The organism is uncultured Rhodospira sp. (assembly GCF_937138205.1).
GTDB lineage: Bacteria > Pseudomonadota > Alphaproteobacteria > Rhodospirillales > Rhodospirillaceae > Rhodospira.
The window spans coordinates 1-24,884 of the sequence record NZ_CAKZOT010000087.1; the positions used below are offsets into that span (position 1 = coordinate 1).

The window sequence follows — 24,884 nt, forward strand, 5'->3', positions numbered from 1 at the left end:
GGCAGGTCGTCCGGCGTAAGGACATCCACGGGAACGCCGAGCGTCTCGCTCAAATCCTGCATTCGCGCGGCGGACTCAGCCAAAGGCAGAGGGGCGTCAGTCTCCACGCGATTGGGATGCAATGCCGCAGCGAGCCCTCGGCCGTGTCCTGGGACGACCGTGTTCCACTGACTTGGACCAGGAACAAGGACCAGAACGGCGCCGGGGACGCCGCTACGCGATTGATCTTTCAGCAGAGTGATAAGCTGGCTGGGGCGCCAGGATTCGAACCTGGGATCGCGGGACCAAAACCCGCTGCCTTACCGCTTGGCTACGCCCCATGCGTTCCGGTGTCTGGCCAACGGACCCGGAAGGCTGGCAAACTTGTCGAACGTCCGCCGCGCCGTCAAGTCCCAAGTCTGGGGCCGCTCACCGCGATTCACCCGGGCCGGCCGGCCTGATCGTCAACCCGCACGGGAAGGGTTCGTGTCATGGACGCCACCCTGCTCTCCGTCGCGCTCTTGTGGGGCATCGCCGTGGTCACGCCCGGGCCGAACTTCGTGGTTGTGACCCATGCGGCGCTGGCGGCCTCGCGCCGCGCGGCGGCTTGGAGCGTGCTGGGGATCATGCTCGGCACCGCGCTGTGGGGCGGCGCCGGCGTGCTCGGCCTGGGGGTGATGTTCGCGGCGGCGCCGTGGACCTATCTGGTGTTCAAGACCGTTGGCGGCGCCTATCTGATCTGGCTGGGCCTGCGCCTGCTGTGGACGGCGCGCCGGCCGGCCAATCCCGCGCCAGAGGCCCTGGCCGCTCCAAGACCGGCGCACCGCGCGGTCGCGCGCGGGTTCCTGACGGTGACCACCAACCCCAAGAGCGGCACGTTTGTGGCCAGCATGGTGGCGGCCGTGCTGCCGGCGGACCCGGGCCTTGGCCTGGGGCTGGCCATCGTCGCCGTCATGGTCGGGCTGTCCGGCGTGTGGTACGGCGCGGTGGCCTGGTCCCTGGGCCTCGATGGCCCGCGCCGCCTCTATCGGCGCGCGCGGCGCGGCCTTGAGGCCCTCGCGGGCACCGTGTTCGTGTTGTTCGGGGTGCGGCTCTTGGCGACGCGGTGACGGCGCGCTACGGCCCGGCGATGGCGTCCATGGCCTTGGCCAGCGCCACGTCCCGTTCCGTCACCCCGCCGGCGTCGTGCGACGACAGGGTCACCTCGACGGTCTTATAGATATTGGACCACTCGGGGTGGTGATTGGACTTTTCGGCGACCAAAGCAACCCGGGCCATGAACCCGAACGCCTCGTTGAAGTCGCGGAAGGTGAAGGTCTTGTGGATGGCATCGCGGCCCTCCACCGGCGCCCAGCCCGGCAGGGCGGCCAGGGCCTCGGCGCGGGCGGCGTCGCTCAGCGGTGCGGACATAATCTCCTCCTCATGCTACACCCGGCACATTGGCCGTCAGCCGCTCCCGATCAACCCCACCGCCGACATCCGCCGCCATGACCGACGCCCCGCGCTTCACCGCTCCGCCCACCCTGGCCGACCTGGACGCCCTGGCCCAGGAGGCCCTGGCCACCCTGCCCGAGCCCATGCGCGAGGCGATCGAGGGCGTGCCGATCCACATCGCCGAGTTCCCCGACGAGGAGACCTGCGCCGAGATGGGGCTGGAAAGCCCGTTCGACCTGCTGGGGTTGTACCAGGGCGTCGCGTTGACCGAAAAGAGCGTCCTGCATGTCCCCCAGGATCACGACCGCGTGTTTCTGTACCGGTCGCCGATTCTCGACTACTGGTGTGAGACGGGCGAGGACCTGACGCATGTGATCCGTCACGTGCTGATCCACGAGATCGGCCATCACTTCGGCTTGTCGGACGCGGACATGGAGGCGATCGAGGCGGCGGACGAGGACGAGTCCTGAGCCGACGGCTCCGCGCCGCGCCGGGCGCGCCGCAACAGCGTGACGAAGACAACCAGGGCACACACGCCCATCAGCGCGATGATGGTCATCAGCGTGCGTGTCGTGCCGTCGTGCAGTGCTCCCACCAGATACCCGGCGGTCGAGCCCACGGCCATCTGGATGAAGCCCAGCAGCGACGACACCGCCCCGGCGACGCGCGGGAACGGCCCCATGGCGCCGGCGGTGCCCAGCGGAATGATCCAGGCGACGGCAAAGAAATAGACGCTGATGCACGGAATCACGGCGGCCAGCGACTGCACGCCGGCCCAGGCCAGGGCGGCGCCCGTCCCGCCGGCCAACACGCACAGGATCGTGCCGGCCAGGATCAGCCGGTCCAGCCCCAGTCGGCCGCTCAGGCGGCCGCCGCTGGAGGCGCCCAGAATGTACCCCACCACCACCGCCATGAAGGCGAAGCCGAAGTGCTCTGGCGCCACGCCCAGCACATCGATGACGACGAACGACGAGCCGCTGATGAAGGCGAACAGCCCGGCGAACCCGAAACTGACCACCAGCGTATAGCCGAGAAACACCGGGCTGCGCAGCAGAAACGCATAGGTTCCCAGCATTCGGCTAGGCCGCAGGGCGCCGGGGTCCGGATGGCGGTGGGTCTCGGCCAACAAGCGCCAGGCGGCCACCAGCACGGCGACGCCGAACAGCGTCAGCAACACAAAATTCGCCCGCCAGCCGAAGTGCACGAACATCCAGCCGCCGATGATCGGCGCCACCGCCGGCGCCAGAGCCATGGCCGAGGCCATCAGCGACAGCATCCGCGCCGCCTCGATCCGGTCATGGATGTCGCGCACAATGGCCCGGCCGATCACCGGCCCGCAGCAGGCGCCCACGGCCTGGAAGAACCGCGCGGCGATCAGGCCCTCGACGCTGGCGGCCACCAGGCAGGCGACCGAGGCGACCACATACAGGACAATGCCGCCCAGCAAGACCGGGCGGCGGCCGAAGCGGTCGGCCAGCGGTCCGTAGATCAGCATCCCCACGGCGAACCCGGCCATGAACATGGACAGCGTCAACTGCGCGCGGCTGACCGTGGTGCCGAACGCGTCGACCATCGCCGGCAGCGACGGCAGGTAGAGGTCGGTCGACACCGGCCCGAACGCCACCAGCGCCGTCAGCAGCACGGCGACGGTGCGGGAGCGCGGATCGGGAAAGCGGTCGGCGCGGACCGACTCGGCAGGGGAAGGCATGAAACCAAGAATCCGATGTGGTCCGCGCGCCTCGCCTCATCCGGCGGGACGCAGCCGGCCGGAGTCGCAAGACAGGCGTCGCTCGAAAAGGCGTTGCTGGACGACGGGTCGGACGGGGCGGTGAGGCACGGCACCGCCGCTAGGCGGCGTCCTCGTCCTTGCCGCCCCGGCTGGACGAGTTGACGTAGGCGATGGCGGCATGTTCGGCACAGTACGGCTTGCCGGGGAGGGCTGGCTTGCCGCAAAAGTGGAACCCCGGTTCGCGCGGGTCGCCGATGGGCCATCGGCACGTGTGGGCGGACAGGTCGATGACCGAGCGGATCTTCGGCTCCTGCTTGGTCTTTTCCGGCTTGACGCGCTTGATGGGCGAGGGTCGGGACTCCAGCCCCAGGCGATGCGCCTTGCCGACCACGGCGTTCTTCGACACGCCCAGGGCCTTGCCGATCTCGCCCGTGGTGAGGCCTTCGCCCCACAAGCGTTTCAATTCATCCACGCGTTCGTCCGTCCATACCACGGTCATCCTGGTCCAGCCCTCCGTGCCCGCGAATGAATACGATCCGTTGCGGCGGATGAGCTTCCCTCACCCACCGTGCCAACCCCCCCGGCCGCCCCGAGACCGTTGGGTGTTGCCCTTCTGGTGTGCCGGTCTTGACCCGCAACTCTTGGCGCCCGACTCTGGCGCCTGATCGCGTTCGGCCGCGTCCCGGTTCAACCCCTGACGGAGCGACTATATCATTCGGCTGATCCGACCGCCATCACCGAAGGCGCGCGCACGCCCCCGCCACGGGCGAAACGCCGTTGGTTCCACCGACGACCCGAAAAAAAAGGGGCCGCGCGCGAGCACGGCCCAAGTTTAGGGAGGAAACGTCCAAGATACACAACACGGCTTCGCGGCGCGAAGGGACCCCGTGCTGCGATGCGATATATGGCCTATCACGGGGCCTCTGTAAAGAGGAAAATGCAAAAAGTTTCAAGACGTTCGGAATATGCTGCAATGCACAACGCAGGGCCGCTGAACTGGCCCTTTACGCCTCATTCATCCCCTATGGCAATGACGAACGGCCGCGTCCGTTCCCCTCTATCCTCGCATGAACCTCTTTACGGACGCTGAACGCGGTCGGATGGCCGCCGCCGCGCCACTACGTCCGCCCCGCCGCCGGCCGGGGAGCGCGGATCCCGTTTCCCTCGTCCGGCGTCATCGTGTATAGGCGCACATGGATATTGGGCGGGCGCATTGCGTATTCGCAACGCTATGGAGTCCCCAACTCTCTAACGGTCGGACGCTGTGGCACGCGTGCGACAGTGGAGCGTGGTGGCCCGGCGGGCGGTGGCCCAGCGCACGGGGCGTCCGCGCAACGGGCGGCGGCGATCACCGACAGCAAACCGGACAGAGGCGATGGTGCAGATCGAATGGACAGACGGGATGAGCGTGGGCGTCGAGATGCTCGACCAGGATCACCAGAGGCTTATTGCCTTGCTCAACCAACTGGACGACCTCGCCCAGGGCGGTGAGGGCGCGCCCTCCATCCTGACCATCATCCGGGACCTGGTGCGCTACACCGAGTACCATTTCGAGTCGGAGGAACGGCTCATGCGCCTGAGCCGCTATCCCGACACCGACGCCCACGTGCGCATCCATCGCGACATCCGCCGGCGCATGGTCAGCTTCGAACAGAAGTTCCTGGAGGACCCGACCCAGAGCAACCTGGCGCCTTTGCAGGCGTTCCTGTCCAACTGGCTGACCACGCACATCCTGGGCGAGGACATGAAATACCGCCCCTACATGACGCGTGACGCCACCCAGGCGCCGACCGACGCGGCGTAGGCCGCCATCAACTCTCCGGGCGAGTCGCCGTCTCCCGCGCGATCGCCCGCCAGCCGATATCGCGCCGGCAGTAGCCCTCGGGCCAGTACAACACGTCGATGGCCGCGTGCGCCCGCGCCCGGGCCTGTTTGACACTGCCGCCGAGCGCCGTCACCCCCAGCACCCGCCCGCCGTTGGCCAGGATCGTGCCGCCCGCATCGCGGCGGGTGCCGGCATGGAACACCGTCACGCCCTCGACGGCGCCGGCGGCCTCCAGGCCACCGATGGCCGTGCCCTTTTCGTACGTGCCGGGATAGCCGCGCGCCGCCATCACCACCACCAGCGCCGTTCGCGGTTGCCAGCGCGGCGCCGGCACGTCCGCCAGTCGCCCGTGCGCGGTCGCCTCCAGCAGGTCGAGCAGGTCGCCGTCCAGCCGCGCCAACAGCACCTGGCACTCGGGATCGCCGAATCGGACGTTGAACTCCAGCACCGTTGGCCCGGTGTCGTCGATCATCAGGCCGGCGAACAGCACGCCCTTGAACGGTGTGCCGCGCGCCGCCATGGCCTCCACGGTGGGCTGCATGATCTCGGTCATGATGCGCCCGGCCATGGCGTCGTCGACGATCGGCGCCGGCGCATAGGCGCCCATGCCGCCGGTGTTGGGGCCGGTGTCGCCCTCTCCAACCCGTTTGTGGTCCTGGGCGGCGCCCATCCACACCGCCGTCGTGCCGTCGCACAGGGCGAAGGCGCTGGCCTCCTCGCCTTGCAGCCAGTCCTCGATCACGATGCAATCACCGGCGGCGCCGAACGCCCGGTCGGTCATCAGCGCGTCGATCGCCGCCAGGGCCTTGCCCTCGGTCTCGCACAACAGGACGCCCTTGCCGGCGGCCAACCCGTCGGCCTTGACCACGCACGGGGCGCCCCGGTCCTTCACATGCGCCTTGGCGGCGGCCGGATCGGTGAAGGTCGCGCTGCGCGCCGTGGGAACGCCAGCCTCGGCCAGCACGTCCTTCATGAACGCCTTGGAGCCCTCCAGGCGCGCCGCCGCTGCCGAGGGGCCGACGGCGGCGATGCCGGCGGCCTCCAGCCGGTCGACCAGCCCGGCCACCAATGGTGCCTCCGGCCCCACCACCACCAGGTCGATGGCGTGGGCGCGGCAGGCATCCAATATCGCGTCCAGATCCTCGGCGCCCACCCCGGGCAGGCAGGTGGCCACCTCGGCGATGCCGGCGTTGCCCGGGGCGCACCACAGCGCCTTGCAACGGGGTGACGTGGCGATGGCCCAACACAAGGCGTGCTCCCGTCCGCCGCCGCCGACCACCAGGACCTTCATCGCTACGTCTCCCCTCTGACATCTTTGCGCCTGGCGCCGTATCTAGCATATCGTTGGCCCATGACCACAGAACCCGACGCGCCCAGCACCGCCCACAATCTGCCGGAGGTCACGGTCTCCGAGCTGTCCCAGTCCCTCAAGCGGACCGTGGAGGACGCTTTCGGCCGCGTGCGTGTCAGGGGCGAGATCAGCCAGCCGAAGGTGGCCGGCTCCGGCCACTGCTACCTGCGCCTGAAGGACGATCAGGCGGTGCTGGACGGCATCGTCTGGCGCGGCACGCTGTCCAAGTTGTCGGTGCGGCCGGAGGAAGGCCTGGAAGTGATCGCCACCGGGCGCCTGACCACCTACCCCGGCCGGTCGAGCTATCAGATCATCATCGAGTCGCTGGATCTGGCCGGCGAGGGCGCGCTGCTCAAGATGCTGGAGGAGCGCAAGCGCCGCCTCGCCGCCGAGGGCCTGTTCGCCACCGAGCGCAAGCGGCGCCTTCCTTTCCTGCCCCGCGTGGTCGGCGTCGTGACCTCGCCGACGGGCGCGGTGATCCGCGACATCCTGCACCGCCTGAACGACCGCTTTCCGGTGCATGTGCTGGTCTGGCCGGTGCGCGTGCAGGGCGAGGAGGCGGCCGGAGAGGTGCGCGCGGCCATCGAGGGCTTCAACGCCCTGGCCCCGGACGGGCCGGTGCCGCGCCCGGACGTGCTGATCGTCGCGCGCGGCGGTGGGAGCCTGGAAGACCTGATGGCCTTCAACGACGAGGCCGTGGTGCGCGCCGCCGCCGCGTCGTCCATTCCGCTGGTCTCGGCGGTCGGGCACGAGACCGACACCACCCTGATCGATTTCGCCGCCGACCTGCGCGCCCCCACCCCCACCGGCGCCGCCGAGATGGTGGTGCCGGTGCGCCTGGACCTGATGGCCCAGGTGAGCGATGACGGCCGCCGCCTGCTGGGCGCCATGGGGCGGCTGCTGGAGGACCGGGCGGCGCGGCTGACCGGGCTGGCGCGCGGCCTGCCCGATCTGGGCCGGCTGGTCGAGGACCAGACGCAGCGCCTGGACGACCGGGCGCAGCGGCTGGCGCTGGCCTGGCCGACGCTGCTGGAGCGCCGCCACGCCGAGGTGGACCGCCTGTTCGCCCGCCTGCGCAGCCCGCGCGAGTTGGTGACGCTACGCGCCAGCGAGCTGCGCCACCTGGGCAAGGGGCTGGACGGCGCGGCGCGGCGTGCGGTGGCGGACTCCGCCACGCGCCTGGACGCCGCCGCCCGCCTGCTGGAGAGTTATTCGTTCCGCAAGGTGCTGGAGCGGGGCTTCGTGCTGGTGCGCGACGCGGGCGACGACCGGCCGGTGACGGCGGCGGCCTCGGTCACGGCGGGCCAGGGGGTGACGCTGCAATTCGCGGACGGGCGGGTTGGGGCGACGATCGGTGGGGCGGCGGCGGAGCCCGCGCCATCCACGCCCGCACCCTCGCCCGCACCCTCGCCCCGCCGTCCCGCCGGCAAACGCGGCAAGGCGAGCGACACGCGGCAGGGGGACTTGCTGGATGGGTTGTGAGGAGGCGCGTGGGCGCTTGGCCTGCGGCCCACGCCGCCGTATGGTGTAGGCATGTCGATGACCCTGACGCCTGAACAGAAGACGCTGGTGCGCGAGGTGTTGGCCAGCGGCGCCGCCGCCTCCGAGGAGGAAGCGGTGACGGCGGCGCTGACCCTGCTGCGGGACCGCGTGGCCTTCGACCTTGAAGGCCACCTGGGCATGAGCCTTGACGACGTTCGCAAGGCCGTGGACGCCGGTCGCGCGGGGCCGTTTGCTCCCTGGGAGGGGACGGACGCCTTCACCACCCGAATGCGGCGGACACACGGGGACCGGTTGGGTGGCCGTTCTTTTGGGTGAGCGCCTTCCCATCCTTTCATTGACTCCCGGGGCTTCGCCGGCCTAAAAAGCCGTCTTCCGTCCGGACCCGGTCCGGCCGGACCGTTATCGTACCGCATTCGGTCGTGACGTTTGCCGCCACGGCGGCCCGCCAGTCCGCGAGGGTTCGCGCACTGGCGCGTTTGCTGTTGGCGTAACGCGACGCAATGCGACGCCGACCATCAGGCTTGGGGTTTGGTCATGTTCGAAGGGCTGTCGGGTCGTCTCGGCGACGTTCTGGAGAAGCTGCGCGGCAAGGGCAGCATCTCCGAGGACGACGTGAAGGAGGCCATGCGGGAGGTGCGCGTCGCCCTCCTGGAGGCCGACGTCGCCCTGCCCGTGGTCAAGGACTTCGTCTCCAAGGTGCGCGAGCGCGCCGTCGGTCAGGAGGTGCTGAAGTCCGTCACTCCGGGCCAGATGGTCATCAAGATCGTTCACGACGCCCTGGTCGAGATGCTGGCCGGCGAGGTCGGCGGCGCGGCGGACGACGAGGACGAGGACGACCGGAGCGCCCGCAAGCGCGACCGCGTGACCGAGGCGCTGGATCTCAACACCACGCCGCCGGTGCCGATCCTGATGGTCGGCCTGCAGGGCTCGGGCAAGACCACCACCTCGGCCAAGATCGGCCTGCGCCTGAAGACCACGCAGCGCAAGAAGGTGCTGATGGCCTCGCTGGACGTGCAGCGCCCGGCGGCCCAGCATCAGTTGGCCGTGCTGGGCGAGCAGACCGGCGTCGACACCCTGCCCATCATCATGGGCCAGAAGCCGGTGCAGATCGCCAAGCGGGCGCTGGATGAGGGCCGCAAGGGCGGCTACGACGTCGTCATCCTCGACACCGCCGGCCGTCTGGCCATCGACGAAGAGCTGATGGAGGAGGTGGCCGAGGTCCGCAAGGTCACCAACCCGGCCGAGACCCTGCTCGTCACCGACGCCATGATCGGCCAGGACGCGGTGGTCGTCGCCACCGAGTTCCAGGAAAAGGTCGGCATCTCGGGCATCGTCCTGACCCGCGTGGATGGCGACTCCCGGGGCGGCGCCGCCCTGTCCATGCGGGCCGTCACCGGCCGGCCCATCAAGCTGATGGGCACCGGCGAGAAGATGGACGCGCTGGAAGAGTTCCAGGCCGACCGGGTGGCCGGGCGCATCCTCGGCATGGGCGACGTCGTCAGCCTGGTGGAGAAGGCGGCCCGCTCGATCGAGATGGGCGAGGCGGAAAAGCTCGCCAAGCGCATGGAGAAGGGCAAGTTCGACCTGGAGGACATGCTCTCCCAGTTCCGCCAGGTGCGCCGCATGGGCGACATCAAGGGTCTTCTCGGCCTGATGCCCGGCGTCGGCAAGATGAAAAAGCAGATCGAGGCCGCCAACATCGACGATTCGATGATCAAGCGCCAGGAAGCCATCATCCTGTCCATGACGCGGCGCGAGCGGCGCTATCCCGACATCATCAAGGCCTCGCGCAAGAAGCGCATCGCCGCCGGCTCCGGCTCGACCGTGCAGGAGGTCAACAAGCTGCTGAAACAGCATCAGCAGATGGCGCAGATGATGAAGCAGGTCAAAAAGATGGGCGGCATGAAGGGCATGGCCGAACGCATGGGCGGCATGTTCGGCGGCGGTGGCGGCGCGCCCGACATGGGCGACATGGACCCGAAGATGCTGGCCGACATGGCGCAGCGGGGCGAACTGCCGCCCGAACTGGCCGACGGCAAGCTGCCGCCTGGGCTCGGTGCGGGGGGCGGCGGTGGGCCGGCCCTGCCGCCTGGCCTGGGCGCGGGCGGTCCCGGGCGCTCCGGTGTGCCGGCCAACCTGATGAGCCAGCGGCCGAAGGGCCGCAAGAAATAGAGACGCGGCCCAAGGGCCGCAAAAAGTAGACCGAACACCAAGAACACCAAAACGAAGGAGATCCGATCACCATGTCCCTGAAAATCCGTCTGGCCCGGGGTGGCGCCAAAAAGCGGCCGTTCTATCGCGTGGTTCTGGCCGACTCGCGCTCGCCGCGCGACGGCCGCTTCCTTGAAAAGCTGGGCACCTACAATCCCCTGCTGCCGCGCGAGCACGAGGAGCGCATTCGCCTCAAGGAGGACCGCATCCGCCACTGGATGGCCAACGGCGCCCAGCCGACCGATCGCGTGGCCAAGTTCCTGACCGAGGCCGGCCTGATGGATGCCCGTCCGCGCCCCGAGCAGACCAAGAAGAACCAGCCCAAGGCCAAGGCGCAGGAACGCCTGCGCGAGGCGCGCGAGAAGGCCGAGGCGGCCGCCGCGGCGGCGGCCGAGGCGGAGGGTGGCGCCGGCGAGGGCGAGGGCGGCGAGACCGCGTAATCCCTCCGGGGAGCCAGGACCATGGCCGATCGGGTCTGCCTGGGCGTGGTGGTCGGCGTGCACGGCGTGCGCGGCGTGGTGCGGGTCAAGAGCTTCACGGCCGACCCCGCCGACGTCGCCGCCTACGGCCCCGTCTCCACCGAGGATGGGGCACGGTCGTGGCGCCTGTCGGTGGTCGGACCGGCGAAAGGCGTGGTGCTGTGCCGGTTCGACGGCATCGACGACCGCACCGCCGCCGAGGCGCTGAAGGGCCTGCGGTTGTACGTGCCGCGCGCGGCGCTGCCACCGGCCGAGGACGAGGACGAGTACTACCACGCCGATCTGATCGGCTTGGCGGTGGAACGGGAGGACGGCACGGCGCTGGGAACGGTGCGCGCGGTGCATGACTTCGGGGCCGGGGATATGCTGGAACTGCGGCCGCCTGCCGAGGGCGCCAAGTCCCTGATGATCCCCTTCACCCGGGCCGCCGTGCCGGTGGTGGACCTGACGGCGGGCCGGGTCGTGGTGGCCGATCTGCCGGGGCTGCTGGAGGACGGGACCGAGGACGCTGGCCATGGGTGAGGCCGATGGTGGACTCCCCTGGACGGCGGTGGTGCTGACCCTGTTTCCCGGGATGTTCCCGGGGCCGCTGGGGGTCTCGCTGGCCGGCAGGGCGCTGGCCGAGGGGCTGTGGGCGCTGGACGCGGTGGACATCCGGGACTATGCCCGGGATCGCCACCGCACGGTCGACGACACGCCGTTCGGCGGCGGCGCCGGCATGGTGATGCGGCCCGACGTGGTGAGCGACGCGATCGCCGCCAACCACGATCCGGCCGGCGGGCGGCGGCTGATCTATCTGTCCCCGCGCGGGCGGGTGCTGGATCAGCCGCTGGTGCGGGACCTGGCCGCCGGGCCGGGGGTGACCCTGGTGTGCGGCCGCTATGAGGGCCTGGACCAGCGCGTGATCGATGCTTGGTCCATGGAAGAGGTGAGCGTCGGCGACGTCGTCCTCTCCGGGGGCGAGCCGGCGGCGCTGGTGATGTTGGACGCGGTGGTGCGGCTGCTGCCCGGGGTGACGGGCAAGGCCGAATCGCTGGAGGAGGAGAGTTTCGAGACCGGCCTGCTGGAGTATCCGCACTACACGCGGCCGCAGGTGTGGGACGGGCGGACGGTGCCGGAGGTTCTGGTGTCGGGCCATCACGGGCGGGTCGCCCGGTGGCGGCGCGAACAGGCCGAGGCGATCACGCGGGACCGGCGGCCCGATCTGTGGGCGCGGTATGTGGAGAAGGAGTAGGGCGGATTCGCCGCGCAGACGCGGTCGAATCGGATGGAGTGTGCCAAACCCGGGCTAGTCTTTGTTCTTTATCGCCCCAGCTCGGTCCTTCGGACCTCGCGGGGCTCCGGGCCTTCGGCCCGCCCGGGCGGTCGCCCGGGTATGGGCTCACTTATCCGGCGCGACCGCGCCGGCGCCGCGAAGCGGCGGAGCCCTTTAGCCTGACCTGTCAGGCTAAAGGGCGAGAAACCAAAAAAGAACGCCAATCAAGACCAACCAAGATTGATGCGAAAGGACGACAGACCATGAACCTCATCCAAGAGCTTGAAAAAGAGCAGATCGAAAAGGCCCTGGAGCAGCGCGGCGTGCCGGAGTTCTCGCCCGGTGATACCGTCAAGGTCCACCTGAAGGTGGTCGAGGGCCAGCGCAGCCGTATCCAGGTCTACGAGGGCGTGGTCATCGCCCGCCGCAACGCCGGCTTCAACAGCACCTTCACGGTGCGCAAGATCTCGTTCGGCGAGGGTGTCGAGCGCGTCTTCCCGCTGTACGCCCCGACCATCGACCGCATCGAGGTGGTGCGCCGAGGCAAGGTGCGCCGCGCGAAGCTGTACTACCTGCGCGGCCGGCGCGGCCGCTCGGCCCGTATCGTCGAGGACGGCACGGCGACGCAGAAGGCGCTGCATCACGAGCGCGAGGTCTCCAAGGCGCGCAAGGACGCCGCCAGCGCCAAGGACAAGTAGGTTCGTTCGGGTCCGACACCGTGCACGTCATTGCGAGGCGCGCAGCGCCGAAGCAATCCAGGGCGGATATTTGCGCTTGACGCTCTGGATTGCTTCACCCTCGTCTTGCGACGAGGGTTCGCAATGACGGGCTTCGCCCGCCTCACCCCCGGCCCAGCACGTCCTCGACGGCGGAGCGGGTGGCTTCGATGATGGTATCCGCCTCAGGCTTGGTCAGGCACAGCGGCGGCGCCAGGCCGATGATGTCGCCCTGCGGCATGGCGCGGGCGATCACCCCGTGCTTCAGCATGGCCCCGACCGTGCTCGGCCCGACCTTCTTGGCGGGATCGAAGAAGCGCCGTTCGGCCCGGTCCTCGACCAGTTCCACCGCGCACAGCAGGCCTTCGCCGCGCACCTCGCCAACGTTGGGGTGCTTGCCGAGCGCCGCCGTCAGCCCTTCCTTCAGGTAGGCGCCGACGCTGCCGGCGTTGTCCACCAGACCCAGCTCGTCGATCAGCTTGAGGTTGGCGATGCCGGCGGCGGCCCCGATCGGATGCGCGGAATAGGTCCAGCCGTGGCCGAACGGGCCGATCGTGTCGGTGCCCTGCATCAGCACGTCATAGACCGTGTCCGACACAATCGAGCCCGACAGCGGCGCATAGGCCGACGTCAGGCCCTTGGCGATGGTGATGATGTCGGGCCGCATTCCGTAGTGGTCCGCGCCGAACATGGAGCCCAGGCGGCCGAAGCCGGTCACCACCTCGTCGGCGATCAGCAGGATCTCGTACTTGTCCAGCACCGCCTGGATGGCCGCCCAGTAGCCCTCGGGCGGCGGTACCAGACCGCCGGTGCCCAGCGCCGGCTCGCCGATGAACGCGGCCACGGTCTCCGGCCCCTCGGCCTGGATCAGAGCGTCCAGTTGCTCGGCGCACCATGTCGAGAACTCGGCCTCGCTCATGCCGGCCTCGGGGCGGTGATAGTAGTACGGCGCCTCGGTGTGCTTGATGTACGGCAGCGGCAGGTCGAACTGCTTGTGGAACATGTGCAGGCCGGTCAGCGAGCCGGTCATCAAGCCGGAGCCGTGATAGCCGCGCCAGCGTGAGATGATCTTCTTCTTTTTCGGCCGGCCCAGGGTGTTGTTGTAGTACCAGACCAGCTTGATGTTGGTTTCGTTGGCGTCGGAGCCGCTCAGGCCGTAGTAGACATGGCTCATGCCCTCGGGCGCGCGGTCCACGATCATCTTCGCCAGGGTGATCGACGCCTCGGTGCCGTGCCCGACGTAGGCGTGGTAGTAGGCGAGCGTCTGGGCCTGTTCGGCGATGGCGTCGATGATCTCGGCGCGGCCGTAGCCCGCGTTGACGCAGTACAGCCCGGCGAACCCGTCCAGCAGCTTGGTGCCGTCGCGGTCCTCGACGTACACGCCGGAGCCGCCGGCGATGATGCGGTTGGCGGCCTCGCCCCGGGCGAACTGCGCCAGATGGGTCGAGGGGTGCATGAAATGCGCCCGGTCCCAGGCGGAGAGTTGATCGTTGGTGAGCATTGTTTTTCGTGTTCCTTTCGTTCCTTGTCGGGGCCTACGCCCAGTCGCGACAGACGTACTTGACCTCGGTGAAGGCCTCCATGCCCAGGCGGGCGCCCTCGCGGCCGATGCCCGACTGCTTGTAGCCGCCGAAGGGGATCGGGGCGCCGGTCACCTTGGTGCGGTTGACGGCGACCATGCCATACCGCAAGGCGCGGCTGGCGCGGTAGATGCGGCGCGGGTCGTTGGTGTGCAGGTAGGCGACCAGGCCGGCCTCGCTGTCGTTGGCGCGCTTGATGGCCTCGTCCTCGGTGTCGAAGGGCGCCAGCGCGGCCACCGGGCCGAAGGTCTCCTCCTGCCAGATCAGCGCCTCCGGTGGCACGTCGGCCAGCACCGTGGGCTCGAAGAACAGCGGCCCGGCGGCGTGGCGCTTGCCGCCGCACAGCAGCCGTGCGCCCTTGGCCAGGGCATCGGCCACCTGCTCTTCCTGTTTCTTCACCGCCGCCTCGTTCATCAGCGGGCCGATGTCCGGGTCGTCCATCCCCGGGCCGACGGTCAGGGCGGCGGTCGCCTCGGCGAACGCCTCGCAATACTTGTCATAGATCGGGCGCTCGACGAACAGCCGGTTGGCGGCGAGGCAGTCCTGGCCGGAGGTGGCGAACTTGGCCTTGATGCCCTCGGCCACCGCCTCGTCAAAGGTGGCGTCGGCGAACACCAGCAGGGGCGCGTGCCCGCCCAGTTCCATGACCATGCGTTTGACCGTGTCGGCCGACTGGCGATAGAGCAGTTTGCCCACTTCGGTCGAGCCGGTGAAGGACAACGCCCGCACGCGGCGGGACTCCATCCATGGCGGCACCACCTCCGACGAGCGGCCGGTGACCACATTGAACACGCCCGCCGGCACGCCCGCGCGCGCGGCCAGTTCGGCCAGCGCCAGGGCGGAGAACGGGGTCTCGCGCGAGGGATGCACCACCACCGGACAGCCGGCCGCCATGGCGGCGGCGGCCTTGCGGGTGATCATGGCGCTGGGGAAGTTCCACGGCGTCACCAGCGCGCAGACGCCCACTGGCTCGCGCCAGATCTCGACCTCGGCGTCGGGCAGGTGACTGGTCACGCCCTCGATGTTCGGGCGCTTGGCCTCCTCGGCGTAGAACTCGATGAACGAGGCGGCGTAGTCGATCTCGCCCTTGGACTCCGACAGCGGCTTGCCCTGCTCCAGCGTCATGATGACGGCCAGGTCGTCGCGGGCGGCGGCCATCAGGTCGTACCAGCGGCGCAGGATGCGCGAGCGCTCCCAGCCCAGGGTGTGCGACCAGTCCCAGAACGCGCCGTGCGCGGCGGCGACGGCCTCGGCGCTTTCCTCGGCGGTCAGGGCGGGGACGGCGCCGATGACGGCGCCGTCGGCGGGGTTGGCCACCTCGACGACGCGGCCGGAGGCGGTGTCCCGCCACGCGCCGCCGATGTAGGACTGGGTGCGAAACAGCGCGGGATCGGTCAGGGACGCGGACACGCGGTCCGCGCCGGTCGCGGGACGCGGCATGGGAGTCTCCCAGGGGTTCGGGGTCTGATCACGGCCCCCAGAGTACGGGAACGGCCGCTGGAAGTGGTTCTGATGTGTGCGGAGCGGGGAGAGGAATTGCCTGCGAGGGGCGGCCGGGACAGGAAGGCAGCCTGCGGCGCGACCCCGCCGTAAGCTCTATCCTGCTACGGTCTACCCTGCGGCCGTTCACGGTTCAAAGTCGAAGCGCGTCAATCCGCTCTGCCGGATGATGCAGGCCAGGACGCCCGGTTTCAGTTCCTTGTGGTCCGGAACAGGCACAGTGGTTGTCCCCGTCTCGTCGGCGCGTTGCATGATATAATGTGACTGCCGCGTTGCCTGACCAGGCGAAAGCCGTGCGCCTCAAGGATGCGGACCACGTCCCGGCCCGACCGAACGGACCGCTTACCCAAACGCCACCTCGACGTCCGTTACGAAGACCTCACTCTTCAGGCGCCCCGCAACTTCCTCAGCCGGGGCCGTTTCCAGAAACAGAGAGACCGCCTCCTGAACGTTGGCGCGGGCCATCTCCACCGTGTCGCCTTGGCTTGCGATATCCAGCGCCGGGCACCACGCCACGTAGCCGTCGCCCTCGCGTTCAATGATTGTGGTCAGGTGTCGGATCATGACGGAGTCTCCTTGAACGGCACCGTTCGGTCGGAACAATGCGCCCTATAGTCTCTCTCCCTCGCTCGCCAACCGCGTCACCGGAGGCGGCTCGCGCTTGACCGGCTTGGTGACGACATAGGTGAAATAGCGCCGGATGCCCAGGCCGGCGGCCAGCAGGCCGTCAACCACGCGCTGGTAGTCGTCCAGGTCGCGCGCCAGCACCTTCAGCACATAGTCGATGCCGCCACCCAGTGCATCGCACTCGTACACCTCGGGCACGGCCTGGATACCGGCCTCGAAGCGGGCGAAGTCGTCGGCGTGGTGGCTCTCCAGTTCGACCGTGATGACCACCTGGGTCAGCGGGCCAAAGGCCTTCAACGAGACCCGGGCCTCGTAGCCCTCGATGATGCCGGCGTCCTCCAGGTGGCGCAGACGCTCCCAGCAGGGGGTGGAGGACAGGTTCACGCGGCGCGCCAGTTCGGTCTTGGAGACGCGGCCGTCCCGTTGCAGGATCGCGATGATCCGCAGGTCGCGGTCGTCGAGTTTCACGCCGTTCGTCTTCATGCACCCCGCCACGGTGGTCCAGGCGAGCGTCGGCGCCGCCGGCGGGGCGCCCCCACTCCGGGCCCCGGCCGACAGGCCGCAGCCCGTTGGCGTATATGGAACGGAACCGGGCGCGAAGACAAGGCTGTATCACCCTGTGCGCATGGACGCGCACCTGTCGTTCCAGTACCCTGGATCAGCGGCACAAGGGACACAAGGTGGGGGACCATGCGCCGCCGCCTTGGCGTGCCTATATCCAGAGGCGTGTATCCAGAGGCGTGGACCGTTCAGACCTAGCGGGGACCCCCCGGTGCGAGACAAAGCGATCGAGGATGCGTGGCGGGGCCAGGCCGAATGCCGGAAATGCGGCATTCGCGAACTGGCCCTGTTCTCCGACCTTCAGGAGACAGATTTCGGCCACATCCACCTGCCGATCGACGAGATCCAGTTCGAGCCGGGCTCGGCCCTGTACCATGTGGGTGACCCCGGCGTGGCGGTGTTCACCGTCCGCACCGGGCTGGTGAAACTGGTGCGCTATCTGGCCGACGGCAGCCAGCGTATCGTGCGGTTGCTGCGTCCCGGGGATACCGCCGGCCTGGAGGCCGTGCTGGGCCAGGACTATGAACATACGGCCATTCCCCTGCGCAGCGCCCTGACCTGTCGCATCCCGCGCGAGGTCGTCAATCGGCTGGCCGAGGGAACGCCGCGAATGCACGCGCAGTTGATGCAGCGCTGGCAGCAGAACGTGCGACAGGCCGACGCGTGGCTGACCAGCCTGTCCACCGGCGGCGCCAAGGCGCGGGTCGCCCGCCTGTTGCTCCTGTTGATGGACGACGGGGCCACCCGCGAATGCGCCCTGTTCGGGCGCGAGGACATGGGCGCCATGCTCGGCGTGACCACCGAAACGGCCAGCCGGGTGGTCGCCGAGTTCCGTCGCGAGGGCATCCTGGCCGAAAAGGGTCCCAACCTCTACGACTGCGATGTCGAGGCCCTGCGCCTGATCGCCGGCGCCTGATCCGGCGGCGGGCGCGCGCCATGGCCCCTCGACAGCCCGCGCCGCGCCGCCTACATGGCACAAGACTGGCTTCCCACTCCGAGATGCGGGACCGCACGACCATGACCGATGCCCAGACCCTTCCCGCCGCGTCCGGCGCACTGACCGTCAGCGAGGCCTGCGCCGCGCGCGTGCGCACGCTGATCGCCGATGAACCGGCGCCGGCGCCCATGCTGCGCGTGATCGTCGACGGTGGCGGTTGTTCGGGCTTCCAGTATCGGTTTGACCTGGACCGGGTGGTGGCCGACGACGACCGCGTGTTCGAGGCCCACGGCATTCGCGTCGTCGTCGATGAGGCCTCGCTTGAGGTGCTGGACGGGTCCGAGATCGACTATGTCGAGGACCTGATGGCCGCCGCCTTCACCATCCGCAACCCCAACGCCACGGCCACCTGTGGCTGCGGCACCTCGTTCGCGGTGTAGTCGGGCGCGGTGTAGTCGGGCGCGGATCGTACCGGTACGGCCGTTTCGGGCGCCGCGCGGCCCGTCCGGAGTGATGTCGCGGTCCGCTCCAGTGTCGGCAGTGGTGGCCTGCAAAACCAATCAAACCGGAGCACCATCCGGCCTGCGCGCAATGGCGGTTCCGTCATGCAGCTCACCTCTGTATAGTCGCCTGAGGGGTGGCGAGCCGTAATTTCTGGACAGTTCGAACGGTTTCGCGGTCCGTGGACACGGGTCCTGTCCGTTCCGTCAATCGGCCACCCCGAGCGTCCGGACGTTCGGTGACGGAGTCGCGGAGTGGACCTTTCCGACACTCCAAGCAGAACGACTCTATCTGAAAAAGAATCGCTGAACGTCTCTTGAGATGTATTGAGATATATATCCTGCGCTACAGAGGAGGAAAGAATGCGCGTGAACGAGGACTACATTCACGCATTTATTACTCGTTTTAACATTGCTTCGCCGGGCCGTGAGTCGGATCTACGGAATAGGCCAGGTTGGCTCGCTCGGCGTTTTGAGATTTTTGAGAAATTTACTGTGCCGTCGATGTCATCTCAAACGGATCAGAAATTCTACTGGATTATCCTATTTGACAAGGACACTCCGGAAGAGTTCCGTCGGCGGATCGAAGCCTCCCGACAGAAGGCGCCCTTCATACCCTATTACACGGGCTTTTTTGACAGCCGGGGCTGGGCCGAGGCCGTATTGATGTCTCTTTCGGCTCGTCCGCAATGGATTTTGACCACTCGACTCGACAATGATGACGGTTTGTCCACATGTCATGTTGAGCGTCTTCACTCAGCCGTGGAAGGCGTGCACCCTGAACGGTGTGCATTCAACTTCTTGAATGGGTATATTCTGAACAAGAACCGGCTATATTTTCAAAGGCACCCAAAAAACGCGTTCTTCAGCTTGCTTGAGCCTATGAATGAAACAATGTGTACAGCGAATTCTATTAAGCACATGGAACTGCACAAGCATGTTCCCATAAGGCAAATTGGTGGCCGCGGCGGGTGGCTTCAGGTCGTGCATGGGGAAAATGTTTCAAACAAAATTCGGGGCTGGCGTGTTCCAGCCAGTCATGCGGATGGGCTCTTCCCAGAGCATTTGCTTGAATCCGCCAATAGCCCAAACGCGACCACTCGTCTGCTTGAGAATGTATTTCTTTTTCCAGTGAGAAGCGCCCGCGATGGGCTACTGAGCCTCCGGCACCGATGACCCCTCAGGAATCCCCTCATTTTCGAAAAGCGCTGGAAAATCAATGCGTTGCACGGAGTCGGCCTGTACGCTAACCCGTTAATTTAATTGTGTATTCCAGAAATGAGGGGATTCCTGAGCGATGACCCACGTGAACAGGACGGAGGCGGTGGGACGGCCAGCCCACCTCACCGCCCGCCGGCGCCCTGGGCGCGGTTGTATTCCATCTGCTCGGGCGTGAGCTGGAAACCGACGTAGACCGGGAGGTCCTCGGCCGTGCCGCTCTCGGCGATGGGCAGCTCCAAGCTCAACTCCTCCCCGGCGTAGCGCACTCGGTCGGTGCCCTCGGGAAAGGCGATGGCTGTCTCGAACACCTGCTTGCCCTTGGGATCGGGGTAGAAACGGGGAATCGCCACGTAGTACGCGAACGCCTGCCGCCGCTCGGTGGCCGCCGGCCCCAGCGCGGCGGCGAACGATAGGGTCAGGTCGACCCGTACCACCCCCTCGTCGTCGTCGTACTGGCACGCCCCCTGATACCCGGTCAGATCGGCCTCCAGCACCACGTCGGTCAGGTCGCGGCCCGGCCCGGGCCGAAACTGCGTCAGTTGCGCGGTCGAGGCCTCCAGCCGCACCGGCGGGCAGGGCCGCGTCTCCTCACGCTTGAACACGGCGTTGGAGCAGGCGGACAGCAGAAAGCCGAGACCCACAAGGCCCGCGAGGGCGAGGCCCGTGGGGCGAGGAAAGGACGAGGCGGCGGCCATGAAGACGGTTCCGGTCGATGGCGAACAAGGGCGAGTGGCGGGGCAGGGGCCCCCGGCGGGACGGTGGTGGCGTCCGGCGGGCGGATCGGCTACAACGACCCGGATCGGGTCCTCGCGTCCGTGCGCCCACCATACTCACGCCGCCCGCCGTCGTCTGCCCTAAATTGCGGGCGTGTCTGGTGGCCCTTCCCGCCCGCTCCCGTTTCCATGGCCGTCTACACCGAAGTCACCGACGATGAATTGGATGCCTTCCTGGAGCAGTACCAGGTGGGGCGCGCCCTGTCGTGCAAGGGCATCGCCGAGGGCGTGGAGAACTCGAACTTCCTGGTGCAGACCGAGACCGGGCCGCTGATCCTCACGCTGTACGAAAGGCGGGTCGACCCGGGCGATCTGCCGTTCTTTCTCGGCCTGATGGATCATCTGGCGGCGCGCGGCATCCCCAGCCCGACGCCCATCCGCGGCCGGGACGGCGAGACCCTGCGCACGCTGGCCGGGCGCCCGGCGGCCATGGTCAGCTTCCTGCCCGGCATGTGGCCGCGCCGCATCACGCCGCACCACTGCGACCGCCTGGGCACGGCGCTGGCGCATCTGCACGCGGCGGGACGCGACTTCCCGGGCACTCGGCGCAATGGCCTGGGGGTGGACGACTGGCGGCCGCTGTTCGACCGCTGTGCCGATCACGCCGACGAGGTCTGCCCCGGGCTGGCGGCCGAACTCGACGAAGCGTTGGCGGACCTGGAGGCGGCCTGGCCCCGCGATCTCCCCGTCGGGGTGATCCATGCCGATCTGTTCCCGGATAACGTCTTTTTTCTGCGGGACGAGATTTCCGGGCTGATCGACTTCTATTTCGCCTGCACGGATTTCCTGGCCTACGACGTGGCGGTGTGCCTGAACGCCTGGTGCTTCGAGACCCGGGGCGAGTTCAACGTGACCAAGGCACGCCGCCTGCTCGACGGCTACGAGGCCGCGCGCCCGCTCGACCCAGCGGAACGGCAGGCTCTGCCCCTGCTGGCGCAGGGCGCGGCGATCCGGTTCCTGCTCACCCGCCTGTACGACTGGGTGAATACGCCCGACGGCGCCCTGGTCAAACCGAAGGACCCGCGCGAGTACCTGGACAAGCTGCGCTTTCATCGGGGCGTGGCCGATGTCCGCGCCTACGGGCTGGAGTGAGAGCGTGAGCGATGCCCGCGACACCGAGGTCATCCTGGTCACCGACGGGGCCTGTTCCGGCAATCCGGGGCCGGGCGGCTGGGGGGCGCTGCTGGTCTATCGGGGCCACGAGCGCGAATTGTCCGGGGCCGAGCCACGGACCACCAACAACCGGATGGAACTGATGGCCGTGATCGCCGGTCTGGAGGCTCTGAAACGGCCGTGCCCGGTGCGCATCGTCACCGACAGCCAATACGTGATGAAGGGCATCACGGAATGGCTCGACGGCTGGAAGCGCAAGGGCTGGAAGACGGCGGCCAAGACGCCGGTCAAGAACGAGGACCTGTGGCGCCGGCTGGACGCGGCGCTGGCGCCGCATACGGTGCGGTGGCAGTGGGTGCGCGGCCACGCCGGCCACCCCGAGAACGAACGAGTGGACGCACTGGCACGGGCGGCGTGCGCGACGCTGCGCAAGGAAACAACGTCGGAAGACGGTCCCTGAACCGACGCCATGAAGACCCCGAGCCCGACGCCGCTCTTTGTCCGAGCCACAATGCGAGGCCCGAAGCGACGACGCAATCCAGGGCTTTTGGGATGGGAGCCGTCATTTCGGATGGTGGGCCGTATACCGCTCAAACGCCAGCGCGGCGCCCGCCAGGTCCTCCAGGGCCGTGCCGACGGACTTGAACACCGTGATCTCGTCCGCCCCGGCGCGGCCGGGCCGCTCGCCCCGGCAGAGATGGAACAGGTCGCCCTGGATGTCGTCGCGGCTGAGCGCGCCGGACTGCAGCGGCTGGACGATGTCGCCGCCCTCCACCGTCGCGCCGTCGGTGTCGATGAACACCCGCGCCCGCCGCATCGCCTCGTCGTCGGTCTCGCGCATGTGCGGCGTGAAGGCGCCGGCCATGTCCAGGTGCTGGCCCGGCCGCAGCCAGGCCCCCGGCACCACGGGGCTGGTGGCCGAGGTGGCGCAGGAGACCACATCAGCGGCGTCGACGCCCGCGCGCAGGTCGGCGACCGCATTGACTTCGACCTCCGGCAGGTCCGGCGCCACCGCCTCGGCGACGGCGGCGGCCTTGGCGGGATCGCGGCCCCAGACCAGCACCCGCGCGTACGACCGCACCGCCGCGTGGTGGCGGATGAAATGCGGGGCCAGCGCGCCGGTGCCGACCATCAGCAGCGTCGCCGCGTCCGGCCGCGCCAGATAGTCGGCCCCCAGCGCCGACGCGGCGGCGGTGCGCAGGCGCGTCAGCAGGGTGCCATCCACGATCGCCAGCGGCCGGCCGCTGCCGCCCTCGGCCAGATAGTACAGGGCCGACACCGCCGACAGGTCGCGCCGGCCCGGATTGTCCGGGAACACGGTGGCCACCTTGACGCCGATGTAGCCGTCGACCGTCGGCTGCCAGGCGGGCATCAGCAGCAGCGCGGCCGGGCGCTCTCCCTCCCGCGCCGGCAGGGCGTGGTGATGGCGCAGGGGCGCCTCGGCGCCGCTGGCGAACAGGGCGCGCAGGGCGTCGACCAGGGCGCGGGGCGGCACGAGGCGGGCCAGGGTGTCGGCATCGATGTGGTGCATGGCGGGGGCTCTCCGGCGATCCGTTGCAGGCATGGGGCAGGCTCGGCGGGAGCGGACGGCGCTGTCAAGCCGGACAACCCGGTTTGTGTCCGCCCCCGCGATGCGCGTAGCATGAGCACGCCCGCGTCCCGCCGGAGTCTCCGATGACCGACACCCTGGCCGCCGTGCTGCCGGTCTTTCTCGTGATCCTGCTCGGTTTCGCCCTGAAGCGGCGCCGCTGGGTGCCCGATGCCTTCTGGGGGCCGGCGGAGACGCTGACCTACACCGTCACCTTTCCGGCGCTGCTGACCGCCAACCTGGCCAAGGCCGACATGACGACGGTGGCCTGGGGGCCGTTGATGAGCGTACAGGCGCTGGCCGTGCTGGCGGTGGCGGGGGCCGTGGTGGCGGCGCGGCCGGCGCTGCAGCGCCGCCTGGGCATGGACGCGTCCGCGTTCACCAGCCTGTTCCAGGGCACCATCCGGCCGAACACCTACATCGGGCTGGCGGTGGCGGCGGCCCTGTTCGGCGAGTTGGGCGTGACGCTGACGGCCATCAGCGTTGCCGTGGTCGTGCCGCTGGTCAACGTGTTGGCGGTGAGTTGCCTGGCCCGCCACGGGGATGGCCAGTCGGCGTCCGCGGCGCGCGTCGCGCGGGGCATCGCCACCAACCCGCTGATCCTCGCCTGCGCGCTTGGGATTATTCTCAACGCGAGCGGTGTCGGTCTGCCGCCGGTGATCGGGCCGATGCTGGAGATCCTGGGGCGCGCCGCCCTGCCCGTGGCCCTGCTGGCGGTGGGGGCCGGCCTGTCGTTCCGCCACCTTGGCCACGCCGCCGCGCCGGTGGCGGCCTCGACGGCGATCAAGCTGGCCGTGCTGCCGCTGCTGGTGTGGGGCGGCAGCGTCTTGGCCGGCCTGGACGCGGTCACCACGGCCGTCGCGGTGCTGTACGCGGGGCTGCCGTGCTCCGCCTCGTCCTATGTGCTGGCGCGGCGCATGGGCGGAGACGCGCCCCTGATGGCGGGCATCATCACGGCGCAGACGCTGGCCTCGGTCCTCAGCATCACGGTGCTCGTCGGGCTGGTGCGGTGACGCGCCGAAGCGAGCCCGAATTCGATTGCCAAGCCCACAAGGATATGATCTCTCTTGTCGCACAGGGACGTGCGTGACCGCGCAATCAAGGCGACGAGGTCGCTGCCGGTGCCGCGTCCCGGCGACCATGCGCTCCGGACCTCTCCGTATCGATCGTTGCCACCCCCGGGAGGGTGCCCGCTCCCGACTCTGGCGACCGATCCACGCGAGCGCTCCCCCACGACCGCGTTCCATCGTGCCGAGAGACCCGGGACGGGCGTTTCCCGAGGACACGTCCTCGCGCGCGGCCAGCGCCGCGCCCGATCCACCCCAAGACACGTTCACTCCCAAGAAAAGGAGAGACCGACATGAACACGGGTTCGGTCAAATGGTTCAACGGCACCAAGGGCTACGGCTTCATCGCCCCGGACGGCGGCGGCCCGGACGTTTTTGTGCACATCAGCGCCGTCGAGCGCGCCGGCCTGAGCGGCCTGAATGACGGCCAGCGCATCAGCTACGAGATCGAGGTGGACCACAAGCGCGGCAAATCCTCCGCCGTCAACCTGCAGCTCGGCTGACGGGCCGGCCCCCAACCCGGAGGGCGCACACGAAGCGCCCCGGCGACCGGACACGATCCGTCTCGCCGGGGTCACTTCGGCCTTGCATGGGGCCGCCGATTTCTGTATCCAGGCCGCTCCCTGACGGCGGGGACTCGACCGACGCCGGTCGCGTCCCCCTTTCGCGCCCCGCGTGGCGTGGCCGCTTCCTGGGCGCCCGTAGCTCAACTGGATAGAGCATCTGACTACGGATCAGAAGGTTAGGAGTTCGAATCTTCTCGGGCGCGCCAGTTTTTTCAAGGGCTTACCGACCAAGACGGCGACCTTCGGGTCGCCGTTTCGCATTGTGTGCCAGGCATGGCACGAACCTTGGAGGTGGAAATCCTCTGTGGGCCATAGTGATGGGAACCACGAGCCGAAGGCAACTGCGTCGTCGCGAGGCGGGGTGGGGAG

Annotated in this window: 29 protein-coding genes and 2 tRNA genes; 18 read left to right on the forward strand and 13 right to left on the reverse strand. The window is 68.7% G+C overall.

Annotated features, from left to right (window positions below; all coding sequences use genetic code 11):
* Nucleotides 1-246: 246 nt before the first annotated feature.
* A tRNA-Gln gene (locus Q0309_RS12245) sits at nt 247-320 on the reverse strand.
* A 150-nt stretch (nt 321-470) separates the two neighbouring features.
* Between Q0309_RS12245 and Q0309_RS12250 the strand changes: the two genes are divergently transcribed.
* Nucleotides 471-1,088, forward strand: a complete 618-nt coding sequence (locus Q0309_RS12250) for a LysE family translocator (protein WP_299441242.1) — start codon at nt 471-473, stop codon at nt 1,086-1,088.
* Nucleotides 1,089-1,095: 7 nt separating this feature from the next.
* On the opposite strand, the gene Q0309_RS12255 is transcribed toward Q0309_RS12250, so the two are convergent.
* The gene (locus tag Q0309_RS12255; protein WP_299441245.1) at nt 1,096-1,389 is read right to left on the reverse strand and encodes a 4a-hydroxytetrahydrobiopterin dehydratase; all 294 of its coding nucleotides are present in this window, start codon (nt 1,387-1,389) and stop codon (nt 1,096-1,098) included.
* A gap of 77 nt (nt 1,390-1,466) precedes the next feature.
* On the opposite strand from Q0309_RS12255, the gene Q0309_RS12260 reads away from it, so the two are divergent.
* Nucleotides 1,467-1,883, forward strand: coding sequence for a metallopeptidase family protein (locus tag Q0309_RS12260; protein WP_299441248.1), 417 nt, complete (start codon nt 1,467-1,469; stop codon nt 1,881-1,883).
* Here Q0309_RS12260 and Q0309_RS12265 read toward each other — a convergent pair.
* Nucleotides 1,820-3,121 (reverse strand): multidrug effflux MFS transporter, encoded by a 1,302-nt coding sequence (locus Q0309_RS12265; RefSeq protein ID WP_299441251.1) that lies wholly within the window; start codon nt 3,119-3,121, stop codon nt 1,820-1,822. The two genes, Q0309_RS12260 and Q0309_RS12265, sit on opposite strands and share 64 nt — an antisense overlap.
* A gap of 139 nt (nt 3,122-3,260) precedes the next feature.
* On the reverse strand, nt 3,261-3,635 hold the full coding sequence (locus Q0309_RS12270) for a GcrA family cell cycle regulator (protein ID WP_299441320.1): 375 nt from the start codon (nt 3,633-3,635) through the stop codon (nt 3,261-3,263).
* An 882-nt stretch (nt 3,636-4,517) separates the two neighbouring features.
* On the opposite strand from Q0309_RS12270, the gene Q0309_RS12275 reads away from it, so the two are divergent.
* Entirely contained in the window at nt 4,518-4,946 is a 429-nt protein-coding gene (locus Q0309_RS12275) for a bacteriohemerythrin (RefSeq protein WP_299441254.1), read from the forward strand.
* Between the two features lie 7 nt (nt 4,947-4,953).
* Here Q0309_RS12275 and purD read toward each other — a convergent pair whose 3' ends face one another.
* Nucleotides 4,954-6,258, reverse strand: a complete 1,305-nt coding sequence (gene purD, locus Q0309_RS12280) for a phosphoribosylamine--glycine ligase (protein WP_299441257.1) — start codon at nt 6,256-6,258, stop codon at nt 4,954-4,956.
* Nucleotides 6,259-6,318: 60 nt separating this feature from the next.
* Between purD and xseA the strand changes: the two genes are divergently transcribed.
* From xseA to rplS, 7 genes are all read left to right on the forward strand, one after another.
* On the forward strand, nt 6,319-7,800 hold the full coding sequence (gene xseA / locus Q0309_RS12285) for an exodeoxyribonuclease VII large subunit (protein WP_299441260.1): 1,482 nt from the start codon (nt 6,319-6,321) through the stop codon (nt 7,798-7,800).
* 57 nt (nt 7,801-7,857) lie between these two features.
* Nucleotides 7,858-8,136, forward strand: a complete 279-nt coding sequence (locus Q0309_RS12290; RefSeq protein WP_299441263.1) for a hypothetical protein — start codon at nt 7,858-7,860, stop codon at nt 8,134-8,136.
* 219 nt (nt 8,137-8,355) lie between these two features.
* Nucleotides 8,356-9,993: a signal recognition particle protein gene (locus Q0309_RS12295; RefSeq protein WP_299441266.1), complete on the forward strand. Its 1,638-nt coding sequence runs from the start codon at nt 8,356-8,358 to the stop codon at nt 9,991-9,993.
* 71 nt (nt 9,994-10,064) lie between these two features.
* Entirely contained in the window at nt 10,065-10,472 is a 408-nt protein-coding gene (gene rpsP / locus Q0309_RS12300; protein WP_299441269.1) for a 30S ribosomal protein S16, read from the forward strand.
* 21 nt (nt 10,473-10,493) lie between these two features.
* On the forward strand, nt 10,494-11,033 hold the full coding sequence (gene rimM, locus Q0309_RS12305) for a ribosome maturation factor RimM (RefSeq protein WP_299441272.1): 540 nt from the start codon (nt 10,494-10,496) through the stop codon (nt 11,031-11,033).
* Complete coding sequence (gene trmD / locus Q0309_RS12310; protein ID WP_299441276.1) at nt 11,026-11,745, forward strand: tRNA (guanosine(37)-N1)-methyltransferase TrmD; 720 nt, start codon at nt 11,026-11,028, stop codon at nt 11,743-11,745. The genes rimM and trmD overlap by 8 nt, the downstream gene beginning before the upstream one ends.
* A 284-nt stretch (nt 11,746-12,029) precedes the next feature.
* Complete coding sequence (gene rplS, locus Q0309_RS12315; RefSeq protein ID WP_299441280.1) at nt 12,030-12,464, forward strand: 50S ribosomal protein L19; 435 nt, start codon at nt 12,030-12,032, stop codon at nt 12,462-12,464.
* 142 nt (nt 12,465-12,606) lie between these two features.
* Here the strand turns inward: rplS and Q0309_RS12320 are convergent, their stop codons facing one another.
* The 6 genes from Q0309_RS12320 to Q0309_RS12335 form a co-directional block, all read right to left on the reverse strand.
* Entirely contained in the window at nt 12,607-13,983 is a 1,377-nt protein-coding gene (locus Q0309_RS12320; protein ID WP_299441282.1) for an aspartate aminotransferase family protein, read from the reverse strand.
* Between the two features lie 34 nt (nt 13,984-14,017).
* Entirely contained in the window at nt 14,018-15,502 is a 1,485-nt protein-coding gene (locus Q0309_RS12325; RefSeq protein WP_299441285.1) for an NAD-dependent succinate-semialdehyde dehydrogenase, read from the reverse strand.
* Nucleotides 15,503-15,688: 186 nt separating this feature from the next.
* Nucleotides 15,689-15,781 carry a hypothetical protein gene (locus Q0309_RS18640; protein ID WP_366940614.1) on the reverse strand — a complete coding sequence of 31 codons (93 nt, stop codon included), beginning with the start codon at nt 15,779-15,781 and terminating at the stop codon, nt 15,689-15,691.
* The gene (locus Q0309_RS18645; RefSeq protein ID WP_366940615.1) at nt 15,754-15,879 is read right to left on the reverse strand and encodes a type II toxin-antitoxin system HicA family toxin; all 126 of its coding nucleotides are present in this window, start codon (nt 15,877-15,879) and stop codon (nt 15,754-15,756) included. The genes Q0309_RS18640 and Q0309_RS18645 overlap by 28 nt, the downstream gene beginning before the upstream one ends.
* Nucleotides 15,880-15,904: 25 nt before the next feature.
* The gene (locus Q0309_RS12330) at nt 15,905-16,126 is read right to left on the reverse strand and encodes a type II toxin-antitoxin system HicB family antitoxin (protein WP_299441288.1); all 222 of its coding nucleotides are present in this window, start codon (nt 16,124-16,126) and stop codon (nt 15,905-15,907) included.
* Nucleotides 16,127-16,171: 45 nt separating this feature from the next.
* Nucleotides 16,172-16,672 carry an Lrp/AsnC family transcriptional regulator gene (locus Q0309_RS12335; protein WP_299441291.1) on the reverse strand — a complete coding sequence of 167 codons (501 nt, stop codon included), beginning with the start codon at nt 16,670-16,672 and terminating at the stop codon, nt 16,172-16,174.
* 289 nt (nt 16,673-16,961) lie between these two features.
* Between Q0309_RS12335 and Q0309_RS12340 the strand changes: the two genes are divergently transcribed.
* From Q0309_RS12340 to Q0309_RS12350, 3 genes are all read left to right on the forward strand, one after another.
* Complete coding sequence (locus Q0309_RS12340; protein WP_299441294.1) at nt 16,962-17,666, forward strand: Crp/Fnr family transcriptional regulator; 705 nt, start codon at nt 16,962-16,964, stop codon at nt 17,664-17,666.
* Between the two features lie 101 nt (nt 17,667-17,767).
* Complete coding sequence (gene erpA, locus Q0309_RS12345) at nt 17,768-18,127, forward strand: iron-sulfur cluster insertion protein ErpA (protein WP_299441297.1); 360 nt, start codon at nt 17,768-17,770, stop codon at nt 18,125-18,127.
* Between the two features lie 423 nt (nt 18,128-18,550).
* Entirely contained in the window at nt 18,551-19,363 is an 813-nt protein-coding gene (locus Q0309_RS12350) for a glycosyltransferase (RefSeq protein WP_299441300.1), read from the forward strand.
* 167 nt (nt 19,364-19,530) lie between these two features.
* Here Q0309_RS12350 and Q0309_RS12355 read toward each other — a convergent pair whose 3' ends face one another.
* Entirely contained in the window at nt 19,531-20,103 is a 573-nt protein-coding gene (locus tag Q0309_RS12355) for a hypothetical protein (protein WP_299441303.1), read from the reverse strand.
* A gap of 207 nt (nt 20,104-20,310) precedes the next feature.
* Between Q0309_RS12355 and Q0309_RS12360 the strand changes: the two genes are divergently transcribed.
* Complete coding sequence (locus Q0309_RS12360; protein ID WP_299441306.1) at nt 20,311-21,273, forward strand: homoserine kinase; 963 nt, start codon at nt 20,311-20,313, stop codon at nt 21,271-21,273.
* A gap of 4 nt (nt 21,274-21,277) precedes the next feature.
* Nucleotides 21,278-21,754 (forward strand): ribonuclease HI, encoded by a 477-nt coding sequence (rnhA, locus tag Q0309_RS12365; RefSeq protein ID WP_299441309.1) that lies wholly within the window; start codon nt 21,278-21,280, stop codon nt 21,752-21,754.
* A gap of 102 nt (nt 21,755-21,856) precedes the next feature.
* On the opposite strand, the gene Q0309_RS12370 is transcribed toward rnhA, so the two are convergent.
* Complete coding sequence (locus Q0309_RS12370; protein ID WP_299441312.1) at nt 21,857-22,825, reverse strand: ornithine cyclodeaminase family protein; 969 nt, start codon at nt 22,823-22,825, stop codon at nt 21,857-21,859.
* Between the two features lie 143 nt (nt 22,826-22,968).
* Between Q0309_RS12370 and Q0309_RS12375 the strand changes: the two genes are divergently transcribed.
* The 3 genes from Q0309_RS12375 to Q0309_RS12385 all read left to right on the forward strand — a co-directional run bounded on the left by Q0309_RS12375 (nt 22,969) and on the right by Q0309_RS12385 (nt 24,721).
* Nucleotides 22,969-23,895 carry an AEC family transporter gene (locus Q0309_RS12375; protein WP_299441314.1) on the forward strand — a complete coding sequence of 309 codons (927 nt, stop codon included), beginning with the start codon at nt 22,969-22,971 and terminating at the stop codon, nt 23,893-23,895.
* A gap of 347 nt (nt 23,896-24,242) precedes the next feature.
* Complete coding sequence (locus Q0309_RS12380) at nt 24,243-24,452, forward strand: cold-shock protein (RefSeq protein ID WP_299441316.1); 210 nt, start codon at nt 24,243-24,245, stop codon at nt 24,450-24,452.
* 192 nt (nt 24,453-24,644) lie between these two features.
* Nucleotides 24,645-24,721 (forward strand) — tRNA-Arg (locus Q0309_RS12385).
* Nucleotides 24,722-24,884: the final 163 nt, after the last annotated feature.